The sequence below is a fragment of the Streptomyces sp. NPDC032126 genome, assembly GCF_055580085.1.
The window spans coordinates 1,631,373-1,653,640 of record NZ_JBVIMA010000001.1 but is presented as its reverse complement, the minus strand read 5'-3'; the positions used below and the strand labels follow the sequence as shown (position 1 = coordinate 1,653,640).

Annotated in this window: 18 protein-coding genes; 11 read left to right on the top strand and 7 right to left on the bottom strand. The window is 71.2% G+C overall.

Annotated features, from left to right (window positions below):
- The first annotated feature begins 348 nt into the window (after nucleotides 1-348).
- Complete coding sequence (locus tag ACZ5NW_RS07015; RefSeq protein ID WP_468742678.1) at nucleotides 349-1,998, top strand: glycoside hydrolase family 43 protein; 1,650 nt, start codon at nucleotides 349-351, stop codon at nucleotides 1,996-1,998.
- A 57-nt stretch (nucleotides 1,999-2,055) separates the two neighbouring features.
- Nucleotides 2,056-4,098: a glycoside hydrolase gene (locus ACZ5NW_RS07010; protein ID WP_468742677.1), complete on the top strand. Its 2,043-nt coding sequence runs from the start codon at nucleotides 2,056-2,058 to the stop codon at nucleotides 4,096-4,098.
- Nucleotides 4,099-4,144: 46 nt separating this feature from the next.
- Here the strand turns inward: ACZ5NW_RS07010 and ACZ5NW_RS07005 are convergent, their stop codons facing one another.
- Nucleotides 4,145-5,545, bottom strand: a complete 1,401-nt coding sequence (locus tag ACZ5NW_RS07005) for a DHA2 family efflux MFS transporter permease subunit (protein WP_468743011.1) — start codon at nucleotides 5,543-5,545, stop codon at nucleotides 4,145-4,147.
- A gap of 151 nt (nucleotides 5,546-5,696) precedes the next feature.
- Between ACZ5NW_RS07005 and ACZ5NW_RS07000 the strand changes: the two genes are divergently transcribed.
- Nucleotides 5,697-6,128: a MarR family winged helix-turn-helix transcriptional regulator gene (locus ACZ5NW_RS07000; RefSeq protein ID WP_468742676.1), complete on the top strand. Its 432-nt coding sequence runs from the start codon at nucleotides 5,697-5,699 to the stop codon at nucleotides 6,126-6,128.
- 23 nt (nucleotides 6,129-6,151) lie between these two features.
- Here the strand turns inward: ACZ5NW_RS07000 and ACZ5NW_RS06995 are convergent, their stop codons facing one another.
- Nucleotides 6,152-8,122: a lamin tail domain-containing protein gene (locus ACZ5NW_RS06995; protein ID WP_468742675.1), complete on the bottom strand. Its 1,971-nt coding sequence runs from the start codon at nucleotides 8,120-8,122 to the stop codon at nucleotides 6,152-6,154.
- A gap of 112 nt (nucleotides 8,123-8,234) precedes the next feature.
- A complete protein-coding gene (locus ACZ5NW_RS06990) occupies nucleotides 8,235-8,810 on the bottom strand; it encodes a transcriptional regulator (protein ID WP_468742674.1) in 576 nt (191 codons plus the stop codon).
- Between the two features lie 661 nt (nucleotides 8,811-9,471).
- On the opposite strand from ACZ5NW_RS06990, the gene ACZ5NW_RS06985 reads away from it, so the two are divergent.
- The 5 genes from ACZ5NW_RS06985 to ACZ5NW_RS06965 all read left to right on the top strand — a co-directional run bounded on the left by ACZ5NW_RS06985 (nucleotide 9,472) and on the right by ACZ5NW_RS06965 (nucleotide 15,660).
- Nucleotides 9,472-10,872, top strand: coding sequence for an MFS transporter (locus ACZ5NW_RS06985; RefSeq protein WP_468742673.1), 1,401 nt, complete (start codon nucleotides 9,472-9,474; stop codon nucleotides 10,870-10,872).
- Nucleotides 10,865-12,700 (top strand): S9 family peptidase, encoded by a 1,836-nt coding sequence (locus ACZ5NW_RS06980; RefSeq protein WP_468742672.1) that lies wholly within the window; start codon nucleotides 10,865-10,867, stop codon nucleotides 12,698-12,700. The genes ACZ5NW_RS06985 and ACZ5NW_RS06980 overlap by 8 nt, the downstream gene beginning before the upstream one ends.
- 77 nt (nucleotides 12,701-12,777) lie before the next feature.
- Nucleotides 12,778-12,900 (top strand): hypothetical protein, encoded by a 123-nt coding sequence (locus ACZ5NW_RS06975; protein ID WP_266720057.1) that lies wholly within the window; start codon nucleotides 12,778-12,780, stop codon nucleotides 12,898-12,900.
- A gap of 95 nt (nucleotides 12,901-12,995) precedes the next feature.
- On the top strand, nucleotides 12,996-14,951 hold the full coding sequence (locus ACZ5NW_RS06970; RefSeq protein ID WP_468742671.1) for a RiPP maturation radical SAM C-methyltransferase: 1,956 nt from the start codon (nucleotides 12,996-12,998) through the stop codon (nucleotides 14,949-14,951).
- Between the two features lie 40 nt (nucleotides 14,952-14,991).
- Nucleotides 14,992-15,660 (top strand): DUF5825 family protein, encoded by a 669-nt coding sequence (locus ACZ5NW_RS06965; protein WP_468742670.1) that lies wholly within the window; start codon nucleotides 14,992-14,994, stop codon nucleotides 15,658-15,660.
- Between the two features lie 73 nt (nucleotides 15,661-15,733).
- Here ACZ5NW_RS06965 and ACZ5NW_RS06960 read toward each other — a convergent pair whose 3' ends face one another.
- The 3 genes from ACZ5NW_RS06960 to ACZ5NW_RS06950 all read right to left on the bottom strand — a co-directional run bounded on the left by ACZ5NW_RS06960 (nucleotide 15,734) and on the right by ACZ5NW_RS06950 (nucleotide 17,846).
- The gene (locus tag ACZ5NW_RS06960; protein WP_468742669.1) at nucleotides 15,734-16,792 is read right to left on the bottom strand and encodes a hypothetical protein; all 1,059 of its coding nucleotides are present in this window, start codon (nucleotides 16,790-16,792) and stop codon (nucleotides 15,734-15,736) included.
- Between the two features lie 207 nt (nucleotides 16,793-16,999).
- Nucleotides 17,000-17,320: a GatB/YqeY domain-containing protein gene (locus ACZ5NW_RS06955; RefSeq protein ID WP_468743010.1), complete on the bottom strand. Its 321-nt coding sequence runs from the start codon at nucleotides 17,318-17,320 to the stop codon at nucleotides 17,000-17,002.
- 112 nt (nucleotides 17,321-17,432) lie between these two features.
- Entirely contained in the window at nucleotides 17,433-17,846 is a 414-nt protein-coding gene (locus ACZ5NW_RS06950) for a MarR family winged helix-turn-helix transcriptional regulator (RefSeq protein ID WP_468742668.1), read from the bottom strand.
- Between the two features lie 130 nt (nucleotides 17,847-17,976).
- Between ACZ5NW_RS06950 and ACZ5NW_RS06945 the strand changes: the two genes are divergently transcribed.
- Nucleotides 17,977-18,753 carry an alpha/beta fold hydrolase gene (locus tag ACZ5NW_RS06945; RefSeq protein ID WP_468742667.1) on the top strand — a complete coding sequence of 259 codons (777 nt, stop codon included), beginning with the start codon at nucleotides 17,977-17,979 and terminating at the stop codon, nucleotides 18,751-18,753.
- Between the two features lie 123 nt (nucleotides 18,754-18,876).
- Nucleotides 18,877-19,230, top strand: coding sequence for a hypothetical protein (locus tag ACZ5NW_RS06940; RefSeq protein ID WP_468742666.1), 354 nt, complete (start codon nucleotides 18,877-18,879; stop codon nucleotides 19,228-19,230).
- Nucleotides 19,231-19,240: 10 nt separating this feature from the next.
- On the opposite strand, the gene ACZ5NW_RS06935 is transcribed toward ACZ5NW_RS06940, so the two are convergent.
- The gene (locus ACZ5NW_RS06935) at nucleotides 19,241-19,807 is read right to left on the bottom strand and encodes a dihydrofolate reductase family protein (RefSeq protein ID WP_468742665.1); all 567 of its coding nucleotides are present in this window, start codon (nucleotides 19,805-19,807) and stop codon (nucleotides 19,241-19,243) included.
- A 452-nt stretch (nucleotides 19,808-20,259) separates the two neighbouring features.
- On the opposite strand from ACZ5NW_RS06935, the gene ACZ5NW_RS06930 reads away from it, so the two are divergent.
- A complete protein-coding gene (locus ACZ5NW_RS06930; RefSeq protein ID WP_468742664.1) occupies nucleotides 20,260-22,197 on the top strand; it encodes an ATP-binding cassette domain-containing protein in 1,938 nt (645 codons plus the stop codon).
- Nucleotides 22,198-22,268 lie beyond the last annotated feature (71 nt).

Below are 22,268 nucleotides of genomic sequence, written 5' to 3'. Positions count from 1 at the left end.
CACGTCCACCGCACACACGGGCAGTTCGAAATTTCGGTCCGGTTTCCGGAGCGCGGCCTCTCACGGATGCTAGAGAGAGTCCTGGGCATGTCAACACCACTTGGCCGGTCAGCTGTATACCGGTCATCCCCGTCGACCGTCAATGACGGGCCGTCAGAACGCGCTTGAACAGTGCGTTCACTACGGGGGACTTCGAAATATTTCGAAGTCAACACCGAATCATGCGAAACATATTGACGGGATGTGTCAGCCCCATATCATCCTGGTTATTCGACAGCTCAGTCAGCGTTCACACTCTCGAACGAGCAGCCCCGCCCCCACAGCAGCCCTCCTCGGAGAGAACGACACATGGATCTGTCATGCCCTCGCCAATTCCCGACTCGCCGGCAGGCGCTGACCGCCGCCGGCGGCCTGGTCACCGGCGCCTTCCTCTCGCTGGCGGGACCCGCCCCCACCGCCGCATCCGCTCCCGCCCGGGCACCGGCCCTCGCCACCGGCACGACGTACACGAACCCGGTGATCTGGCAGGACTTCGCGGACATCGACGTCATCCGCGTCGGTGACACCTACTACGCCTCGGCCTCGACGATGCACTACTCGCCGGGCGCCCCCGTCCTGCGCTCCTACGACCTGGTGAACTGGGAGATCGCGGGCCACTCGGTACCCGTCCTCGACTTCGGCGCCAAGTACGACCTCAACGGCGGCCGAGGCTACGTCCGGGGCATCTGGGCGTCGTCGCTGGCCTACCGCCCGAGCAACAGGACGTTCTACTGGCTCGGCCAGATCGACTTCGCCAAGACGTACGTCTACACCGCCCCCGCCGCCGAGGGCCCCTGGAACAGACTGACCACGATCGGCACCCCCTACTACGACGCGGGGCTGCTCGTCGACAGCGACGACACCCTCTACGTGGCGTACGGGAACACCACCCTCAACGTGGCCCAGCTCTCGCCCGACGGTCGCAACCAGGTCCGCACCCAGCAGGTGTTCACCACGCCGTCCAGCGTCGGCACCCTCGAGGGCTCCCGCTTCTACAAGATCAACGGCCAGTACTACATCTTCGTGACCCGCCCGGCCAACGGCCAGTACGTCCTGAAGTCCACCAGCGGACCCTTCGGCCCGTACACGATGCGTCAGGTCCTCCTCGACCTGCGCGGGCCGATCCCCGGCGGCGGCGTCCCGCACCAGGGCGGACTGGTGCAGACCCAGGGCGGCGCCTGGTACTACATGGCCTTCGTCGACGCGTATCCCGGCGGCCGGGTACCGGTCCTCGCGCCCGTCACCTGGACCTCGGACGGCTGGCCCGTCGTACAACTCGTCAACGGCGCCTGGGGCACCTCGTACCCCAGCCCGGCCGTGCCCGCTCCGCCCCGCCCGGTCACCCCCATGACCGGCGTCGACACCTTCGACACCCCCGCCCTGAAGCCGCGATGGGAGTGGAACCACAACCCGGACAACACCAAGTGGTCGGCCGGCGACGGACTGACCCTGCGCACCGCGACCGTCACCCGCGACCTGTACGCGGCCCGCAACACGCTCACGCACCGCATCCAGGGGCCCACCTCCACGGCCACGGTCCTCCTCGACCACTCGGCGATGCGTGACGGCGACCGGGCCGGGCTCGCGCTGCTGCGCGACTCCTCCGCGTGGATCGGCGTCCAACGCGACGGCGGGGTGACGCGCGTGACGATGGTCAGCGGGCTGACCATGGACGGCAATTGGAACACCACGGGCACCGGGACCGAACTGGCGAGCGCGACCGTCCCCGGCGGCCGGATCTGGCTGCGCGCGGCCGCGGACATCCGCCCCGGCGCGGCCCGCCCCGGAACCTTCTCCTACAGCACCGACGGCACCACCTTCACGCGCCTCGGGCCCGCCTTCTCCATGGGCAACGACTGGCGCTTCTTCATGGGCTACCGATTCGCCCTCTTCAACCACGCCACGCAGACCCTCGGCGGCGCGGTCCGTGTCCTGCGGTTCGAGCTGTCGACTCCCTGACCCCATCCCATCGAGCGCACGGCGCAACCCCCCACCCCCCACCGTACGAGGAGAACGATGAACCCGCTGAAACGGCTCGGCCGACGCCGAGCCTCGGTCCTCTCGCTCCTGGCTGTGGCCGCCCTGGCGACGCCCGTCGCCGCGGCCGCCGCACCCGGCGCCGCACCGACCGCACCGGACGCCGTCCGGGCCTCCACCCTCGGCGCCCAAGCGGCCCAGTCGGGACGGTACTTCGGAACCGCCGTGGCCGCCGGAAGGCTCGGCGACGGCACGTACTCCGGCATCCTGGACCGCGAGTTCAACGCGATCACGCCGGAGAACGAGATGAAGTGGGACACCACCGAACCGTCCCGCGGCTCGTTCAACTTCGGCCCCGGCGACCAGATCGTCAACCACGCGACGGCGCACGGTCAGCGCATGCGCGGCCACACACTCGTCTGGCACTCCCAACTGCCCGGCTGGGTCGGCTCCATCAGGGACGCCAACACCCTGCGCACGGTGATGAACAACCACATCACCACGGTGATGAACCACTACAAGGGCAAGATCTACGCCTGGGACGTGGTCAACGAGGCCTTCGCCGACGGCGGAAGCGGCCAGCAGCGCGGTTCGGTGTTCCACGACGTGCTGGGCAACGGCTTCATCGAGCAGGCCTTCCGCACCGCGCGGGCCGCCGACCCGGCCGCCAAGCTCTGCTACAACGACTACAGCATCGAGGACTGGAACTCCGCCAAGACCCAGGGCGTCTACCGCATGGTCCGCGACTTCAAGTCGCGCGGCGTGCCCATCGACTGCGTCGGCTTCCAGTCCCACTTCGGCACCGGCGGCCCGCCCGCCAACTTCCAGACCACGCTGTCGAACTTCGCCGCGCTCGGCGTGGACGTCCAGATCACCGAGCTGGACATCGCGCAGGCGCCGACGAACGCCTACGCGAACACCGTGCGGGCCTGCCTGAACGTGGCGCGCTGCAACGGCATCACCGTGTGGGGCATCCGCGACAGCGACTCCTGGCGCAGCGGTGAGAACCCGCTGCTGTTCGACCGGAACGGCAACAAGAAGCCCGCCTACCAGTCGACGCTCACCGCGCTGGGCGGCAGGGCCGCGGCAGCGCGGACGGACGCCGGACCGGCCCGGGCCGCCGCCGCGCTCCCCTCCTCCTTCCGGTGGAGCTCCAGCGGAGTGCTGATCTCCCCGAAGCCGGACGCGACCCACCGGATCGCCGGGATCAAGGACCCGTCGGTCGTCTACTACAACGGCAAGTACCACGTGTTCGCGAGCGTCGCCAGCTCCTCCGGGTACAACCTGGTGTACCTGAGCTTCAGCGACTGGTCGCAGGCCGGGTCGGCCACCCACTACTACCTCGACCGCACCGCCATCGGCAGCGGGTACCGGGCCGCGCCCCAGGTCTTCTACAACACCCAGCAGCGCCTGTGGTACCTCGTCTACCAGACCGGCAACGCGTCGTACTCCACCAACGCCGACATCAGCAACCCCAACGGGTGGAGCGCGCCGCGCAACTTCTTCGCGTCGATGCCGGACATCATCCGCCGCAACATCGGCAACGGCGCCTGGGTCGACATGTGGGTGATCTGCGACAGCGCCAACTGCTACCTGTTCTCCTCCGACGACAACGGGCACCTGTACCGGTCGCAGACGTCGCTGAGCCAGTTCCCGAACGGTTTCACCAACACCGTCATCGTGGCCCAGGACTCCAACAGGTTCGCGCTGTTCGAGGCGAGCAACGTCTACAAGGTGCAGGGCAGCAACCAGTACCTGCTGCTGGTCGAGGCCATCGGCGGCGACGGCCGGCGCTACTTCCGCTCCTGGACGGCGAGCAGCCTCGCCGGCTCGTGGACGCCCCTGGCCGCGTCCGAGGGCAACCCGTTCGCCAAGTCGGGCAACGTGACGTTCCCCGCCGGTACGTGGAGCCGGGACATCAGCCACGGTGAGATGATCCGCGCGGGCTACGACCAGACGCTCACGATCCCGGCCTGCAAGCAGCAGTACCTGTACCAGGGCAAGGACCCCAACGCCGGCGGTGACTACAACCTCCTGCCGTGGCGACTTGGTCTGCTGACCCAGACCAATTCACCCTGCTGAACCGCACGGCACCGCGGGCGGGGAGTTCTCGGGACTCCCCGCCCGCTCATGACGTGACGCGCTCGCGGCGGCGCCGGAGGCGCGGGGTGGGTACGGAGGGGGCGGCGGTGCCGCGGACCGCCGCGCGCGCGGGGCCGTCGGGGACGGTGAAGGCGAAGGCCGCCGTCACCGCCGCGATCGCGGCCAGGACGAGAAACGTGTGCTGGTACGCGATGGTGGGTGGATCCGCTGCGGCCGCCGCCGGGGTGCCGAGCACGAGGACCGTGGTCACCACCGCCGGGGCGAGCGCGCCGCCGGTCTGGCGTACGACGGTGTTCAGCATCATCGCCTGGGACACGTCCTTCCGGTCGACGGTGGCGAGCGAGGCGACGGTCGTCGGCATGAAGAAGCAGCCGATGGCGACGCCGAAGAGGAACATCCAGGCGCGGAAGGTCCACAGGCTCGTGCCGGTGTCGGAGGTGGCCAGGACCAGCAGGACCGCGGTGACCCCGGTCAGCCCGAAGCCGACGATCAGGCGCGGACCGACCCTGCCGTAGAGAAGGCCGGTGATCTGGACGGTCAGCAGGACGCCGAACGCCTCCGGGAACGTGGTCAGACCGGACTCCAGCGCCGTACGGTGCTGCCCCTGCTGCAGGAACAGAGGGCTCAGGTACAGGGCGCCCAGGATGGGGATCAGGCCGACGAGGTTGATCAGGTTGGTGTCCCTGAAGAGCCGGTCCGTGAACAGGCGCAACCGCAGCAGGGGGCGGGCCGTGCGCAGCTCGACGACGACGGTCGCCGCCAGCAGCACCGCGCCGAGTCCGAGGGAGAGCAGGACCTCGGGTGAGGACCAGCCGCGGTTGGGTCCCTCGCAGACCCCGAACATCGCCGCGCCCAGCGCCCCCGCGCTCAGCAGCAGCCCGGGCACGTCGAAACGTCCCGGCCGGCCGCCGCGGTCGGTCACCAGGAACAGCGCGCCGAAGACGACCGCGGGCAGACCGATGGGCAGATTGACGTAGAAGACCCATCGCCAGGACAGATGGTCCACCAGCAGGCCGCCGAGGACGGGGGCCGCGGCCGGGGCCATCTGCTGGGGAATGATCAGGTGACGCGAGATGCGCAGCTGCTCGGCCGAGGTGAAGGTGCCGAAGAGCAGGGCGCTGGAGGCGGGGAAGAGGACTCCGGCGGACAGCCCCTGTACGGCGCGGTAGGCGACGAGTTGGCCGAGTCCGGCCGCCGTCCCGCACAGCAGGGACGAGACGAGGAATCCGGCCAGGGCCGTCAGCAGGACGCGTTTGCCGCCGAACCGTTCGACCAGCCATGCCGAGGCCGGGATGGCCATGGCCAGACACACCGGGTAGACCACGACCACCCCGTCCAAGGCCGCGGTGGTCAGCCCGAACTGACGGGCGATCGAGGGCAGCGCCACGGTGGTGATCGCTCCGTCCACGATCGCTACGAAGGTCACGCTGACGCACACGACGGGGACGACCAGACGTTGGCTGAGACGCGACCGCAGGGCGGAGAGTGTCAACTGACGGCGAGGCATATACTGAGCATACTCACTATGTGCATCCTCAGCGTACGGTTTCTTGACGAGGACAAGGCAGACTGGGCGCATGGCAGTACAGGGCAGCAGCGACGTCCTCATCGACGAGCTGTACGAGACGACCAACCAGCTACGGCAGTTCGTGGAGGCCCGGCTGCGGGAGAAGGGGGCGTCCGTGGCCCGACTGCGGGCCCTGCGCATGCTGGCCCGGGCCGAACAGCCGCTGCGCATGCGGGACTTGAGCGACATGGCGGGCATCGCGGCCCGTACCGCCACCACGATCGTGGACAGCCTGGAACGCGACGGCCTCGTGGAACGGGTGCCCCACCCGCAGGACCGCCGGGCCCTCCTGCTCCGGCTCACCGAGGAGGGACGGCGCTGTCACCGCGAGGCGGAGGAGACCGACCGCCGGGCCCTGGCCGAGGCCACCGCCGCCCTCGACACGGCCGACCGGGCACAACTGCGGGCCCTGCTCGCCCTCATCCGCGACAGCACCGCCTGACTGCTCCTCCTACGTCCTCGGGATCAGCAGGGGAAGGTGCCGCTGTAGAGGGCGTGTCCGTAGGAGGAGCTCCCGGAGCCGAAGCCGTAGCTGCCGTCGTCGCTCCAGACCGCTTCGCGCAGGCCGTTGGCGCAGGTCGAGGCCGGGGCGATGGCGAAGCCCTCCAGGTTGTCGACCGGCATGACGGCGGGATTCGTGTAGGTCGCGTCCGCAACGATCGCACCGCCGGCGTCGACCTTGAGGAAGGTGTGCGTCTCGCCGCAGGTGTTGTCGCAGGTCGCGATGACGCGCTGGGTTCCGGCGTCGAAGGACACGTCCATGACGGACGCCTTGCCGGTCGGGATCGCGCCGAACGTGGTGAACGTACCGTCGGAGTTCAGGCCGTAGACGTGCAGCGTGCCGTCCCACTCCAGACCGGCGAAGAACAGGCCCGCCCCGTGCGACGGGTAGTCCGCCGGGTCGTAGACGGCCCCGGTGAGCGGGTCGACCCAGCCGTTCGCGGTCAGCCAGCTGTCGGGTACGTAGCCCACGCCCTCGAAGCCGAGATTGGCGTCGTCCTTGCTGCCGGTGTCGAGCTGTGGGAACTGCGCGGTCATGTCCCACTGGCGGACCGGCGTCAGGGTCGAGCCGGGCGCGGCCGGGTCGAACTCCATGATCGTGTCCTTGGGGACCGTGTTGGTGGCGTTGTCGCGCTCGGAGGTCACGTAGATGTGGCCGTTGCCGCCGACCGTCAGACCCTCGGAGTCCGGCTGGCCGACACCGCCCGCGAAACGGATCTGCTTGCCGGTGGAGCTCCACGACGCGTCCGGGATCCACATGCCGTTGCTCTTGACCAGCTTGTACAGCCAGTTCTTGTTCTTGGCGGCCCACAGCACCGACGAATTCGCCGGGTCGAACGCCAGACCGCTCAGGTCCCGGCCCTCCGGGCCGGTGGACGTGGTGAACGCGCAGACGTGGTCGGCGATCGTGACGTCCAGCCCGCCCGGCCACGCCAGGGTGCCCGCCGGGGCGGACCCCGCACCGGAGGGCGCCTCGGGGGTGCAGCCGCTGGTCAACGAGCCGCCGCCACCCAGCAACCGCCCGGTCTGGCCGCCACCGCCGCCGCTGCCCGAGCAGGAGTTCGCGCCGCCGAGCGTCGCGGTCGTGGAGGTCCGGAACCAGCCGGTGCCATTGGCGCAGCGCTCGTCGGACGGCTTGGCGCCGTCGGTCGCCCAGGTCACCGAGTCGACGGTGGTGCCGTTGCCGTCGAGGACGACGACCGAGTCGTTGTCGCCGAGACCGAGAGCGGCGTCGAAGGTGACATGGCCGCCCGCGGGGATGCTGGTCGCGCTCGGCGAAGAGGACGAGATCGAGACCGGGGAGTGACTGGTGTCGTTGTCGACGTACTTCCACGACGCGATGCTGACCGCGCTCGTGCCGCCGTTGTACAGCTCCACGGTGTCGGCGCCGTTCGAGGTGACCTCGTTGACCCGTACACGGCTCGCGGCGGGTACGGACGACGGGCAGCCCGAGGCGTTCCCGGCGCCGAAGGTGGCCGCCGTGGTCGTGGTCACCCACGCCCCGGTGCCGTCGCCGCCGCACCGCGCCATCGCCGGCTTCGCCCCGTTGGCGGCCCACTCGACGCGGTCGACCACGATGCCGTCGGACGCGTAGATCACCAGCTTGTCCGCGTCACCGAGCCCCTTGGGCGAGTTGAAGGTGACGAAGCCTCCGGCCGGGACGGTGCCGGCGGACGGGCTGAACGACTGCGGCGAGAAGCTGTCGTCGGACATCCTCCAGCCGCTGAGACTCACCGCCGTCGAGCCGGCGTTGTACAGCTCCACGGTGTCGTTGTTGGACGACGTGACCTCGTTGATCCGGACGTTCTGGTAGCCGACCGCGGTCGTGGCGGCCGCGGGCCGCGCGGCGACCACCCCGGTGACGACCAGTCCTGACAGCGTCAGAGCCGCGGCGCACACGGAGGCGACACCGGCACGCGAGTGTGAGATAGGCACGAGGCCGAACTCTGATCACGTGATCTTGAAACGGCGTGTACGCCGGCTGAACACCACCTGCTGACCTCCGGAACGCCGGGCGCGGGGGCGGACGGCGGTCGGCGTCCCGCGCCTACGCCGCGAAGCCGATGGTGGTGACGTACTCGTACTGGCCCCACTGCGAGCCGAGGTCCACGACGGCGTCGTTGACCCACGCGTCGTCGAGAGCCGCCGGGTCGTTGTCTGCCCACGCCTGGACGATACGGTCCCAGCGGCGGACGTTGAGGGTGCGGTACTCCACCACGCGTTGGCGGGGCCGGTCCACCTGGGACTGGTTGAGGGGGTGGAACTCCACGCGGGTGCCGCGGCCCTCGCGGTTCAGGCGGGCGAGGAGATAGCGGGCCACGTTGTGCCGGCGCACCGTGCGGTAGGCCTCCTCGACCCGTTCGAGGTTCCGCTTCGACGGGCTGCGCCTGCCCTCCAGCCACGCCTTCAGGGTGCGGTCGGTGACCGTCAGACCCGCCGCACGGGCCGCGGCGCGGGCGTGTTCGGTGCGGGTGAGGTAGTGCAGACGGGCGAGGAGACCGCGGCCGGTGGTGATGGGGGTGGCGACGAACCCGGCGAGCGCGTCGAGCTGACGGGCCACCGCCTCATGCCCCTTGACGCCCCGGGCGCCGTACTTCCCGAAGTCGATGTTGCGTTCCGGCATGCCCGCCTCCTCCTGACCGCTCCCAATCTATCGGTTCCGACCGGCGCGAAACCCTTCATTGATCAAGGTCCGGTACCCCCATCCGCACAGGCGTTGACCATTCTTTACCCGGCCGATGAGTGGATTGTCGGCCATTGCCGCTCGCGGGAGCCGCAGGCCGGGGAGATCGGGAACCTGGCATTCCGGGGCGTGTCGGCCATGTCCGTCTCGCCCTGTCACTGATGTCCACGGCCGACCCCGTTCAGTCGAGCAACCATTGCTGGGGCGGGAGATCGCTCAGGGGAAACGGCAGGCGGAGGAGGTGGACAGGAAAGATGTGCCATGCGGCGGCCACCCCGCCCGGTGCGACCGGACGGCCGCGCCGCGCTGTCGTCATATGCGGATGTGAAGTGCGGCGGCCGCGCGCCGGCGCACCGGCGCGCGGGCCGGCCCGCCCGACTCCCCTGCACGCCCGCACGCTCCTGACCAGTCGGTCCTCGGCCACATGTCCCGCTCTCGCGGCGACGATTGCGCACCGTGCGGCCCTTGTCGCCGCAGAGCCGCCATGGCTAGGCTCCCGCTCACTTTCACGCTTCACGCACATTTCCGACACTTGAGGCCGGCCTCAGCGGCGCGGCCTCACTGCCGTACGGGGGGGGTGGGGAACGTCGACGCGTCACCGATGCGCGAGCCGTCAGGCCCGCCCGTCACCTCCTACGGCGAGCACTCCCCCACCGCCGAGCGGCCGCGCGCAGAGGAGCGGTCGGGCCCGGCGCCCTCTCGAACACACCGCGACCTCAGGATCCTGTGGTGGGTCAACGCGGTCGACGGGCTCGGCAGCCAGGCTTCCGGGCTGGTCCTCCCGCTGCTGCTCCTGGAGCTCGGGCACAGCCCCGGCACGGCCGGTTCGCTGGCCACCGTCGCCGCGCTGACCGGTGTCGTCCTCGGGCCGCTCGTCGCGGTACCGGCGGACCGGGGACGGCGGCGGCGCCTGATGACGGGGTCGGCGGCACTCGCCTCGCTGGGAACGGGGGTACTGGCCCTGACCTGTCTGGGCCGCCCCACGTTATGGGTCGTGGTGGCCCTGGCCCTGACGGAGCGGCTGTGCGCCATCACCTATGAGGCCGCCTCACGCGGAACCCTCGCCCATCTGGCCACCGTCGACGAACTGCCCCGGGCGGCCGCCGGGATGCAGGTGGGCGACCAGGTCGCCCTCGTCGTGGGACCCGCGCTCGGCGGCGCCCTGTTCCAACTCGCCCGGCCCGTGCCCTTCCTGGCCGACGCCCTCTCCTACGCGGTGGCCGCCGTGGGCGTACGGGCGATCCGCACCCCCCTCGACACTCCCGCCGCCCCGCACAGCGCACCGGCCGCCCCCGGTCCGCGCCGCCGCCGGATGGTGCCCGAGCTGCTGGTCAGCGCCAGGGCCGGCGTGGCCACGGTGGCCGGGTCCCCGGTACTGCGGCTCGTCCTGGTCTGGACGTCGACGGCCGGGGGCGCCTTGACGCTGCTGTTCTACACCGCGCTGTTCCGGCTGGGCGCCGACGCACGCGGCGCGGCGGCCGGTCTGGTCCTGGCCGCGTCGGGCGCCGCCGGCCTGGTCGGCTCGCTGATCGCGGCCCCGGTCGTCCGACGCCTCGGGGCGACGCGGCTGCTGACCCTGGCCGCCTGGTTCCTGCCCGTGCCGTGCGGCTCCCTGCTGTGGGCGGACGGGGCGGTCGGCTGGGGGGTGGCGTTCGCGGGGCTGTCCTTGCTGGTGCCACTGATCACCGTCGTCCTGTCCAGCGTCGCCATCGCGTGCACACCGGCGCGGTTGCAGTCGCGGACCGCGAGCGTGCTCGGCTCGGTGTCCGCGCTGGCCGCGGCCGGGGCACCGGCGCTCGCCGCGGTCCTGGTGACCGCCTGGAGTCCGCGTACGCCCGCACTGCTGTGCACCGCGCTGTTCGCCGCACTGGCCCTCTACACCCAGGTGAGAGCCCCCGGCGTCCTGCGGGCGGGCGCAGCGGCGGCGGCTGCGACAGCGACCGCGACCGCCGCTTCCCCGTCCGCGCCCGATGCCGACGGCACGGGAGGCAGCCGTGAGTGACGCCTTCAAGGTCTTCCTCAGCGCCCTGCCGGAGGTGTGCCCGCGCGATCCGCGTCGCATGGTGCTGACCGCCGACGCCGACGGCCGGTGCGAGGTGTTCACGTGGGACGCGGCCACCGGCACGGCCCGCCAGGTCACCGACCGGCCCGAGGGCACGGTGCACTGTGCCGTCGACGCCGACGCGTATGTGTGGTGGTTCGACGAGGACGCCGAGGGCCGAGGGCGCTGGTGGTTCGAGCCGTTCGGCGGGGGGTGCCGACTGCCCGGGCTGCCGGGGGCGCCGGCCGGGCTGCCGCGCGGTCTGGCGGTGACGGCCGACGGGACGGTCGCCGCGGCGCTCGCGCTGCGCGACGGCGGGACGGCCGTGCTCGTGGGACGGCGTGGGCGTGCCCCGCGCGAGGTCGTGCGCGTCGCCGGGGAGGGCCGGCTCGGCGGCATCACACCGGAAGGCGATCTGGTGGCCCTGGCGACGGTGTCCGACGGCGAGGCGACCGTCACCGTCGCCACCTCCGCCGGCCGGATCGTCGCCACGCTGCCCCACCCCGACGGCCCCGGTGACCCCGATGGTTCCGCCGGCAGGCTCTGGTGCCGGGGCTTCTCTCCGCGTCCGGGCCGGTCCGAACTGCTGCTGGTGCACGAGCTTCAGGACCGCTACCAGCTGGCGACATGGACGCCGCGCCGCGGTCTGGTCACCCACTCCTGGTGCCGTTTCGACACGGAGATCACCGCGCGCTGGTACCCCGACACCGACGAGGTGCTGGTGCGTCAGGAACGCCACGCCCGTTCGCTGTTGCACCGCGTCTCCCTGCGCGACCGCACCCGACGCGTTCTGCCCACTCCCGCCGGCAGCCTGCTCGACGCCGCCCCGCGTCAAGGAGGGGCCCTGCACTATCTCTGGACGGACACCGCCCACCCGCCCGTCCTGTGCGCGACCGACGGGATCGCCCTGCCGACGAACGGCCCCCTGCCCCAGGTGCCCGGCCGGCACACCGAGCTGTGGACCCCGACGCCCGATGGCCCGGTCCACACCCTGCTCAGCCTGCCCCGCGCCGAGGACAGCGGCCACGCCGGCGCGGCCACCGCTCCCCCGCCGGCCGTGTTCCTGGTGCACGGCGGACCCGCCGACCACGACCGGGACGCCTACGACGCCACCGTGCACTCGCTGGTGGCCTCCGGCTACGCCGTGGCCCGGGTCAACTACCGCGGTTCGACCGGCTACGGCCCCCGCTGGCGGCGGACGCTGGCGGCCGGCGTAGGCCATCCCCAAGTGGACGACCTGGCCGCCGTACGAGCCGATCTCGTCCGTCGCGGACTCGTCGACGACCGGGCCACCGCCCTGTGGGGGGTGTCCTGGGGCGCCTATCTGGTGCTGCTGGCCCTCGGTACCCGACCGCGGCTGTGGCAGGCCGGTGTCGCGGTGAAACCGGTCGCCGACTGGGTGACCGCCCACCGGATGACCACACCGGCGCTGCGCGCCCTGGACGTGCGCTGGTTCGGCGGCACCCCCGAGCAGGTGCCGGAACGATACGCCCGCAGCTCGCCGCTCACCTTCGCGGACCGGGTGAGCGCACCCCTGCTCGTGGTCGGCGCGGACCGGGACGTCAAGTGCCCGCCCGAGCAGATCCGCAGCTACCTCGACGCGCTGACCGCCGCGGGCGTGGCCCATGAGCAGATGTGGCTCGACACCGGACACGACGGCTACGACGGCGCGACGCACGTCGCCGTCCTGCGCCGCTCCCTGACCTTCCTGCACCGGCACCTGCCCGCCCCGGCGCCCGCCGCCCCCTCGCGTCCCCCGGCCCGTCCGGGAGGACCCCGGCCCCGCTGACGAACACAGCGGGGCCGGGTCGTGCACAGCACCACCCGCCCGAAGAACACGCCATGAACCCGAGAAGGAGGACAACCGTGCAGAAGGACATCATCCACAACGACCCGCTCGCCGGCGACGAGGAGAACCGCAAGCCCGGCATCGGCATCACCATCACGATCCCGTTCCGCAACGCCGCCGAGAGCGACGACGAGGAGTGACCCGCGGCCCGGCCGGCCCGACCCGACAGGGGCCGGCCGGGCTCCCTCCGCCCGCGTCTCCCGTCCGCCAGCCGCCCGTGCGCAAGGAGCCCACCGTGCGCGTTCTTCTCGTCAACATGCCCTGGTCACCGATCGACCTGCCCTCCCTGGCGCTCGGCATCCTGAAACGGAGCGTGGACGAACACGTCCAGGACGCCACGTGCGAGGTGCTGCACGCCAACCTGGAATTCACCGACTGGATCACCAGCCGCACCGAGTTCACGGCCGAGGACTACGACTACTACGCCCTGTCCTCCTACTTCCTCGGCTGCGGCGACTGGGTGTTCTCCTCGGCGCTCTACGACGACCCCGAGTGGCGGGAGTCGGAGTTCGTCGAGGTGATGGCGTCGAAGCTGCGCCGGTCCCGGATGCGCATGACCCGCGAACTGCACCGCCTCGTACCGGAGTTCGTCACCGAGGTGGCCCGCCGCGTGGTGGATCTGGCGCCCGACGTGGTCGGCTTCACCTCCACCTTCCAGCAGAACACCGCGGCGCTCGCCGCGGCCCGGCAGATCAAGCGCCTCGCCCCGGACATCGTGACCGTCATGGGCGGCGCCAACTGCGACGCCGAACAGGGCGCCGCGGTCCACCGCAACTTCCCCTTCGTGGACTACGTGGTCCGCGGCGAGGGCGAGGACGCCTTCCCCCGTCTGCTGACCGCGCTGCGCGACGGCGACCCGGCCGCCGCGGCCTCCATCCCCGGACTGTGCCATCGCACACCTGAGGCCGCGCACATCGCCAACCCCATGCCGACGGGCCCGTTGCCGCCCGCGGCGATCCTGCCCCCCGACTACAGCGGCTACTTCGAGCGTCTCGCCGCGTCCGTGGCGCGCAACTGGGTCGAGCCGAAACTGGTCGTCGAGGGCGCGCGCGGCTGCTGGTGGGGCGAGAAGCACCACTGCACCTTCTGCGGGCTGAACGGCTCCTTCATGGAGTTCCGCAGCAAGAGCCCCGACACCTTCTACCGCGAGATCATGGACCTGGCGGAGCGCCATCAGGTGCTGGACATGTACGTCGTCGACAACATCCTGGACATGCGCTACCTGACCAGCGTCCTGCCCCGGATCATCGACAGCGGCTACGACCTGCGCATGCACATCGAGATCAAGGCCAACATGCGGCGCCCGCAGCTCCAGGTGCTGGCGGACGCCGGGCTCATCTACGTGCAGCCCGGCATCGAGAGCCTCAACAGCCGCGTCCTCGACCTCATGGACAAGGGCGTGAGCGGCTGCCAGAACGTCCGCATGCTGCGCGACGCGGCGGAGACCGGACTGTCGGTGTCGTGGAACTACCTGCACGGCTTCCCCGGCGAGACCCCGGAGGACTACGAACCGGTCATCCGCCAACTCCCCGCCCTGGAGCACCTCAACCCGCCGGTCGACCTGTCCGCCCGCATCGCCATCGAACGCTTCAGCCCGTACTTCAAACGCCCCGAGCTGGGCTTCACCGGGCTGCGGCCCGAGGAGCACTACCTGTTCACGTACGACCTGCCCGAGGCGGAACTCCACGACCTGGCCTACGTCTTCCAGGCCCCGGAGCGCGGCATCTCCGAGCCGACGGTGACGCTCCTCAACGACGGCATCGCCGCCTGGAAGAAGCACCACGCCGACGCCCGCCTCACCCACACCGACCTGGGTGACCGGATCGTGCTGGTCAGCAGGCGACCGTCGTTCGACTGGCGGACCATGCAGCTCACCGGCCCGTTGGAGACGGCTCTCTTCCGGCTCCTGGACCAGCCGCACACCGTCGTGGCGCTGCACCGCAAGCTGGCGTCCACCGGCGAGGGCACGCGGTGCACGCCTCAGGACATCGAGGCCCTCCTCAAGGAGTGGGTCGCGTACGGCGTGGTGTTCACCGACGCGGGCCAGTACGTCCACATCGCCCCCGCCGCCGTGAACCAGGACCTGCTGCGGCTGGACTACATGCGCCACGCCCACGCACGCGGCGAGGCCACGACCGAGGCCATGGCCGGGACCGGGGCGGGGGCGGAGCCCGCGCCCGCCCTGTCCTGAGCGCCGCCGCCCGCCTCCCGACCCGGACGAAGGACCGCACATGACCGTCACCGCACCGGCCCTCGCGATACGTGCCTGGCGCGACCTCGACCCGCAGGCCCGTGACCTGCCCGGCATGTCACTGGGAACCCTGCCCGTGGCACCCGGGGCCCAGGAGGCCGACCGGCTCTGGGACCTGGGCGTGCGCCACGCCGAACTGGACCTGGCCGTCGACCTGTCCTCCGACGACCCCGCGACCCATCGAAGGGCCGTCGACCGGCTCTGCCTGGTCCGCGATCTCACGGCACGCGCCGTCTCCGTCGACTGGGACCTGCGCCTCGCGCCCGAGGAATCCGCACACCAGTGGAAGGTGCTGTCCCACCTTCAGCCGCCTCGCACGATCACCGGTCTCCAGGAGGACGGGCAGGGCGGGGAGGCGCTGTACGCGTGGCGGACCCGGCACTACCTCTGCAAGCTGGTCTGGCGCCAGGGGCCCGGTTTCATCCAGATCCGTGACCGCCGCTGGGGGGACCTGCGCCGCTTCACCGCCGACGAACCGCGCTACCGGGAGGCCATCGCCCTGCTCGACGCGGGGGTGCGCCACACCGCCCTGCCCGGCGACGTACTGGAGGAGTTCACCGCCGAACACCTCGTCCTGCGCGTCGGCGAGCTGGCGTGGTGGCTGCCCTACCGGGTCTCCCGCTGGCTCCAGGAAGCCATGGCCGTGTGACGTCCCCGATGCGCGGCCGCCGGTGACCATCTGCCCCGGCGACCGCGCCCGCGAAGGCGTGCGGTGGGGGCGATCAGAAGAAGCGGCGGACGAAGACGTCCGATCGGCCGTTGGTGTCGCCGGGCACGAGGTCGTCGGCCGTCGACTGGAAGACCACGTCGCGCCCACCGGCGCTGACCGAGTCGGTCCCGGCCGAGGCGGGCCGGTCCGAGACGATCTCCTCGGTGCCCGTCTCCAGGTCGCGCAGGACGAGCGACGGCCCGCTCGTGTCGTACGGGGCGTACAGCAGGTGGCGGCCGGTGGGATCGATGGCCAGGCCCTGTACGTCCGTCAGCAGTTGATCGGTGCCGGATGCCTCGTCGTGGACGTAGGTGTCGGTGCCCGAGAGGTAGACGACCTTGCTGCCGTCCTTGCTGAGCTGGACGAGGGTCGCCGCCTTGGCCGGGCCCTCGACGGGGCCCGAGGTGGTGCCGTCGGTCCGGTCCCACACGAAGACGTCCGCCGCCTGGCCGTCCTGGTAGGCGACGAAGCGGCCGTCGCCGCTGATGGACGGCCGGGCCGGGACGGTGTGGGCGAACTCGGCGACGGTCCGGGCGGTGTCGGTGTGCCAGTCCCGCACCTCGACGCGCTGCCGGGACGGCGGTCGATTGAAGGTGGCGGCCTGGGCGATGGAGCGACCGTCGGTGCTCAGCGACGGCTGACCGCAGCTGAGGCCCGGGCAGTTGATGCCGATCGTGCTTGCCGAGCTCACCTGGGACAGGAACGTCTTGGTGTCCCTGAACAACTGCCCCCACAGGGCGACGTACTGCCCGTCGCCGCTGATCACCGGGTGCTGGATCGGTGAGGTGAGGGTGCTCATCTGCGTGGTCGTACTCGTCGCCCGGTCACGGACGAACACCCTTTCCCCCGTGGCCGAGTTGGGGGGTGTGAGGTTCTTCGCGAATGACGAGAAGGCGATACGCCCGCCGTCGGCCGTGATCGTGGCGCCGGCGGAGTCGCCGTCGCCCTGGGTGCCGTCGGACGCGACACTGATCCGCTCGACTCCGGCTCCGCTGTCGCCCGCGACGCCCGCCACGGCCCTGGGCCCGGCCGAAGCGGCTCCGGGCAGCGCCAGCGTCACCGCGCAGACCACGACCGTGGCGCCTAAGGCGGCCCGGACACGTCTGGCGGCGCTCCGCTGCGTGTTCCCCCTCATGTTCCCCCCAAGACAGGACATGGCCCTGCGTCCCGGTTCCCCACCGGAGGGCCATCAGCATGCAAGCGCGCCGACGCGGTGGGGTCAATGTGTCGCACGGCCAGGGAGAGGCACGGTTCCGGTCAGATACGGCGGGGGCGCGCTCTACGGTGTGCCGGAGGCCTCCAGGAGGCGCTGGAGCACAGCCGCCTCCGCGTGAAGGCGCGCGACGTGGTCGGCGTGGGCGGGTGCCGTGAGCTGTGCCGCGGCGTCCAGCCGTTCGTCGGCCTCGGCTCGTACGATGTCCGCCACCTCGCGCTCGCTCAGTTCGCGCCGCGCCGCTTCGGTGGCACCGGCGCCGACAGGTGACGCTTCGAGGGCCACGCCGCGCGACGCGACGTCGTCCACCGGCACCGCCTCGGCGTTGTCCAGCGCGGCGAGCGTCGCCCGCAAGGCGCTCACCGCGGCCTTGTCACGGGCGCGCATCGCATCGGGAAGGGCTTGGCGCATACGCGTACGAAGAGACATGCCCGGACCCTATGGCCGTATCGCCGACCCCTCCAACGAGATATCCCTCCGGCGACAGCGACAGCCGCTCTTACTCCGCGGCCGCTTTGATCAACAGGTCGTACAGCGTGGTCAGTTCGTCCGGGGAGAGCCGGCCCAGGGACGCGGCCAGCACCCCCTCCACGAGGTCCGCGCCCTTGCCGTACGCCGCTTCGCCCTCCTCGGTGAGGCGGTGCCGCACGACCCGCCCGGGTCCCTCCTGGCGGGCGATCAGGCCGCGGTCGACCATCCGGCGGGCCAGCTCACCCATGGACTGGTCGGTCTGGAAGGTGAGTTGGGCCAGGGCGTGGAGCGAGGTGTCGGGCTGCCGGTGGAGGTGGCGCAGCACGTCCCACTGGACGAGCGACAGCCCCGCGGCCGCGCTCAGGGCCTTGTTGGTCTGGCGGTGATGGCGCCACTGGAGTCGTTTGACGGCGAGGCCCACATCCTGCAACGACGGTGTCATGCGCCCATTCTATCAAGGCTCCTTATATAAGGACCCTTGCATGAGCGAGTGGCGCAATCTAAGGTTCCTTACATAGGGAGCCGCGACCGGCTTCCGTCCGTCGGCACGCGCCCGGGAAACGGAGCCCCACATGACCACCGTCCTCACCCTCCACGACACCCCCGTCACCTTCACCGACCACGGAACGGGCCGTCCCGTCCTCCTGCTGCACGGCGGCGGCGGACCCCTGACCGTCGAGCCCTGGGCGAACCGCCTGGCCGCCTCCCGCGCGGCACGGGTCATCACCCCCACGCACCCCGGCTTCAACGGCACGACACGCCCCGACTCCCTGACGTCGGTCACCGGCCTCGCGACCCTCTACGCCGGCCTGTTGGAGCAGCTCGACCTGCGTGACGTCACCGTCGTCGGCAACTCGGTCGGAGGCTGGATCGCCGCCGAGATGGCCGTACGCGCCCCCGCCCGCGCCACCGGCTACGTCATCGTCGACGGAGTCGGGGCCCAGGTCCCCGGCCACCCGGTCGCCGACTTCTTCTCCCTCACCCCCGCCGAGGTGGCCGCGCTCGCCTACGCCGACCCCGCGGCCCACTTCACCCACCCCGACAGCCTGCCGCCCGCCGCGCGCGAGGCGATACCCGGGAACCGGGCCGCGCTGGCCCTCTACGCCGGACGCGCCATGAGCGACGCCACGCTCCTGGACCGGCTCGCCGGCGTCACCGATCCGACGCTGGTCGCCTGGGGCGAGGCCGACCGCATCTGCTCCCCCGACTACGGGCGCGCCATCGCCGACGCCATACCCGGCGCCGCGTACACCCTGATCAAGGGCGCGGGCCACCTCCCCCAGATCGAACAGCCCGACCAACTCATCGACCTCGTATGGAACTTCATCACCCAGCACACGGACGCGTGATCACCACGTTCCCCCGCTGACCCCGAGCGCGGAAACCGCGTGGCTGCCGTGTCAGCGGTGCCGGTAGGGTCCGGTCTCCCGGCCTGCCCTCCCCGTGGCGGCCACGTACGGAGGGCGATACGGATGACCAGTCGGCGACCCACGACGACCCTGTGGCGCCCGACCGGACCCACGGAGCTGGACCTGGTCCGGGAGCTGAACTGGCGTGCCTGGCCGCCCCGGCTGCCCGAGCAGCCGATCTTCTACCCGGTCCTCAACGAGGACTACGCGATCAGGATCGCCCGGGACTGGAACGTGAAGCACGACGGCGCCGGCTTCGTCACCCGGTTCGAGGTCGAGTCGGAATTCTTGAGCCGGTATCCCGTCCAGCGGGCGGGCGGACGGACGATCCTCGAACTCTGGGTCCCGGCAGAGGAGTTGGACGACTTCAACGCCCACATCGTCGGCGAGATCCAGGTGGTCCACGAGTTCCGCTGAGTTCCGCTGGTCAGCGTGACACGCGGTAGCGGACATATACGACGTTCGACCGGCTGAAGGTGCGGTTCTCGACGAGTTCCAGGTTCACGCGGCGCTCATGCCGGGGGAAGAACGGGATGCCGCCGCCGACCAGCACCGGGTAGATCCTGGCCGCGTACTCGTCGATCAGGTCCGCCGCGGCCGCCTCGGCGGCGAGCGTGGCGCCGCCGATCGCGATGCTCCCCTCGCCCGGTTCCGCGCGCAGCCGCTCGATCTCCTCGGTCAGGCCACCGGAGGCCAGACGGGCGTTGCCCCGCACCGAGGACAGCGTGGTGGAGAACACCACCTTGGGCAGCGGCTTCCAGAGGGCGGCCCACTCCAGCATCGTCTCGTCCAGCGTCGGATCCTGGTCGGCGGTCTCCCAGTACAGCATCGTCTCGTACAGCCGTCGTCCCAGCAGATGGACGCCGACCTCTCGGAACTCGTCGGTGACGAAGCGGAACACCTCCTCGTCGGGCTCCGTCCAGTCGAAGCCTCCGTCCGGTCCGACGATGTAGCCGTCGAGCGAGACGCCCATCGAATAGGTCACGCTGCGCATCGGAAGTCCTCCTCGGGGCGGGATTCGACAGTACGGCCGCCGGACGCCGCGGGCCCCTCACGGCTCGCGGGACCGCCCGTCCGGACGTCCACCGCCACCCCCGCAATTCCCCGGAAGGGTGACACACCCTCACACGGGTGGTTCGAACATGGCATTGCGGCCCGATTCTCAAGCGGCGTCCGGGCCGCGCCGGTCAACTCGCACATACGACCGACGCTTCGCCCGCGCCGACCCGTTACACGCGGTTGATCAGGGACGTTGTCGGGGCACTCAGCGTTTTTTCCGTCGAGTCGAGGAGGACTCATGCATACTCGGCCTGCCCCCACCACCCTTTGCCCCGCGTTCGAATCCCGCCCTCTCGGCGCCACCGGCCCCACCGGCCTCGGGCTCACGGTTGACGGCGCGCGCCACGCCTCCGCCTCCTCCTCGCGCGCATCATCAAGGGGGCGAGCATGAACGAGGCGACGCGGCACTTGGCCGAAGAGCCGCAGGACGCCTCGCCGTCCGCCGTCGTGGTCCCGGGGGCGCGGCAGGCCGTTCCCCGGCCGTCACCGCCGCCGGAGCTCGACTACAAGGGCCGCCGGCACCGCAGGGCGATGGAGGACGCCGGTCTGTGGGAGATGGCCCGCCGGATCCCGCAGGCCCTCGCCCAGACGGCCCGGCTGGCCTGGTCGGTGGACCGCCGCATGGTGATCACGATCGTGGTGTGCCAGCTGCTGTCCGGCGTCGGCACGTACCTCATGCTGACCTCGGTCTCCGCCGCGCTGGGCCGGTTGCTGGGCGCCGACGACCCGCGTGCCGGGCTGGAGCAGGCGCTGCCGGCGCTGACGGTGGCGGTGACGGCGATGGCAGGAGGTTCCGCGGCGTGGATCCTGGCGGACTGGGCCACCCGGCGCCTCAACCCGCAGGTCGCCTCAGCCGCCGACCTCACCATGATCGATCTGCACATGCGGGTCGAGCTGTCCGCGTACGACCAGGAGGGGTTCAAGGACGCCAGTCAGGCCGCGGAGATCGGGGCGATGCGGGCCGTCGACCTGGCCGACGACGCCAAGACGCTCACCCAGGGGTTCGTCCAGCTGGTCTCCGCCGCGAGCGTGCTCACGAGTCTGCATCCGCTGCTGCTCGGCGTGCTGCTGCTGTCCGTCGTCCCGCGCGGCCTGGGCGGTGTCATCGCCGCGCGCATCGACTACCGGGTGCACGACCGGACCATCTCCGCGCGCAACGTCCGCGGGATGATGCGGTGGTGGCTGACAACGGCCGAGCTGGCCGACGAGCTGCGCGCCAACACCATGCGGCCGTACCTCCATTACTGGTACCGCACGATGTGCGAGCGGGTCGAAGGACGCGAACTCGCCGGGGCCCGGCCCTACTTGCTGGTCACCCTGCTCGCCGCCTCGCTCTCGGGGATCTTCACGCTCGGCATGTGGGCCTCCCTGGCGGGCCTGGTCCTGGCCGGCTCGATGAGCACGGCCGTCGCCGGGACGGCCGTCGTCGCCTCCCAGACCTCCGGAAGAGCCCTCAACAGCATCGTCCGCTACGGGGCCGTCATGTTCCACCACGGCCTCTACCTCCACGACTACGTGGAGTTCATCGACACCTACCGGTCCTCGGCCGTGCGACGCGGCGACACCCGGGCCGACGCGCCCCACGAGGTCCGGCTGGAGGAGGCCTCGTACACCTATCCCGGCAAGGACACCCCCGCGCTGCATCCCCTCTCCCTGACCTTCCGGCGGGGCGAGGTGGTCGCGGTGGTCGGCGAGAACGGCGCCGGCAAGTCCACGCTCGTACGGCTGCTCACCGGACTGACCGTGGCCGGCGGCGGCACGGTCAGGTGGGACGACACGGATCTGGCCACCGCCGACGCGGAGTCGGTGTGGGCGCACGTCGGTCTCGTCCCCCAGCGGTACGGCCGCTGGCCCCTGGCCGCCCGCGAGAACATCAACCTGGGCCAGCCACGGGAGCACGGCGACGAGAGGGTCTGGGAGGCGGCCGAACGGGTCGGCATGGCCGAGGTGCTGCGCGCGGCGCCCGACCAGCTCGACACCCTGCTCGCCCGCTCGGTGTGGGGCGGGCACGAGTTGTCCGGCGGGCAATGGCAGCGACTGGCCTGTGCCCGCGCCCTGTACCGGGAGCCGGCCGTGCTCGTCCTCGACGAGCCGACCAGCGAGATGGACCCCCGCGGTGAGCACCGGATCTTCCACCAGCTCAAACAGCAGGCGGCCGACCGGATCACCATCGTCGTGACCCATCGGCTCGACAATGTGCGCCTCGCCGACCGGATCATCGTTCTCGACCGGGGACGCGTCCGCGAACAGGGCACCTTCGACGAGCTGATCGCCACGGAGGGCGGCCTCCTGCGGGAGCTGTACGCCTTGGCCAAGGACCGCTGAGATGCCTCGGCGGGGCCGCACCGACCGCGGCCCCGCCGGTGGCGGACCGGGGGCCGTCCAGCTCACCAGAA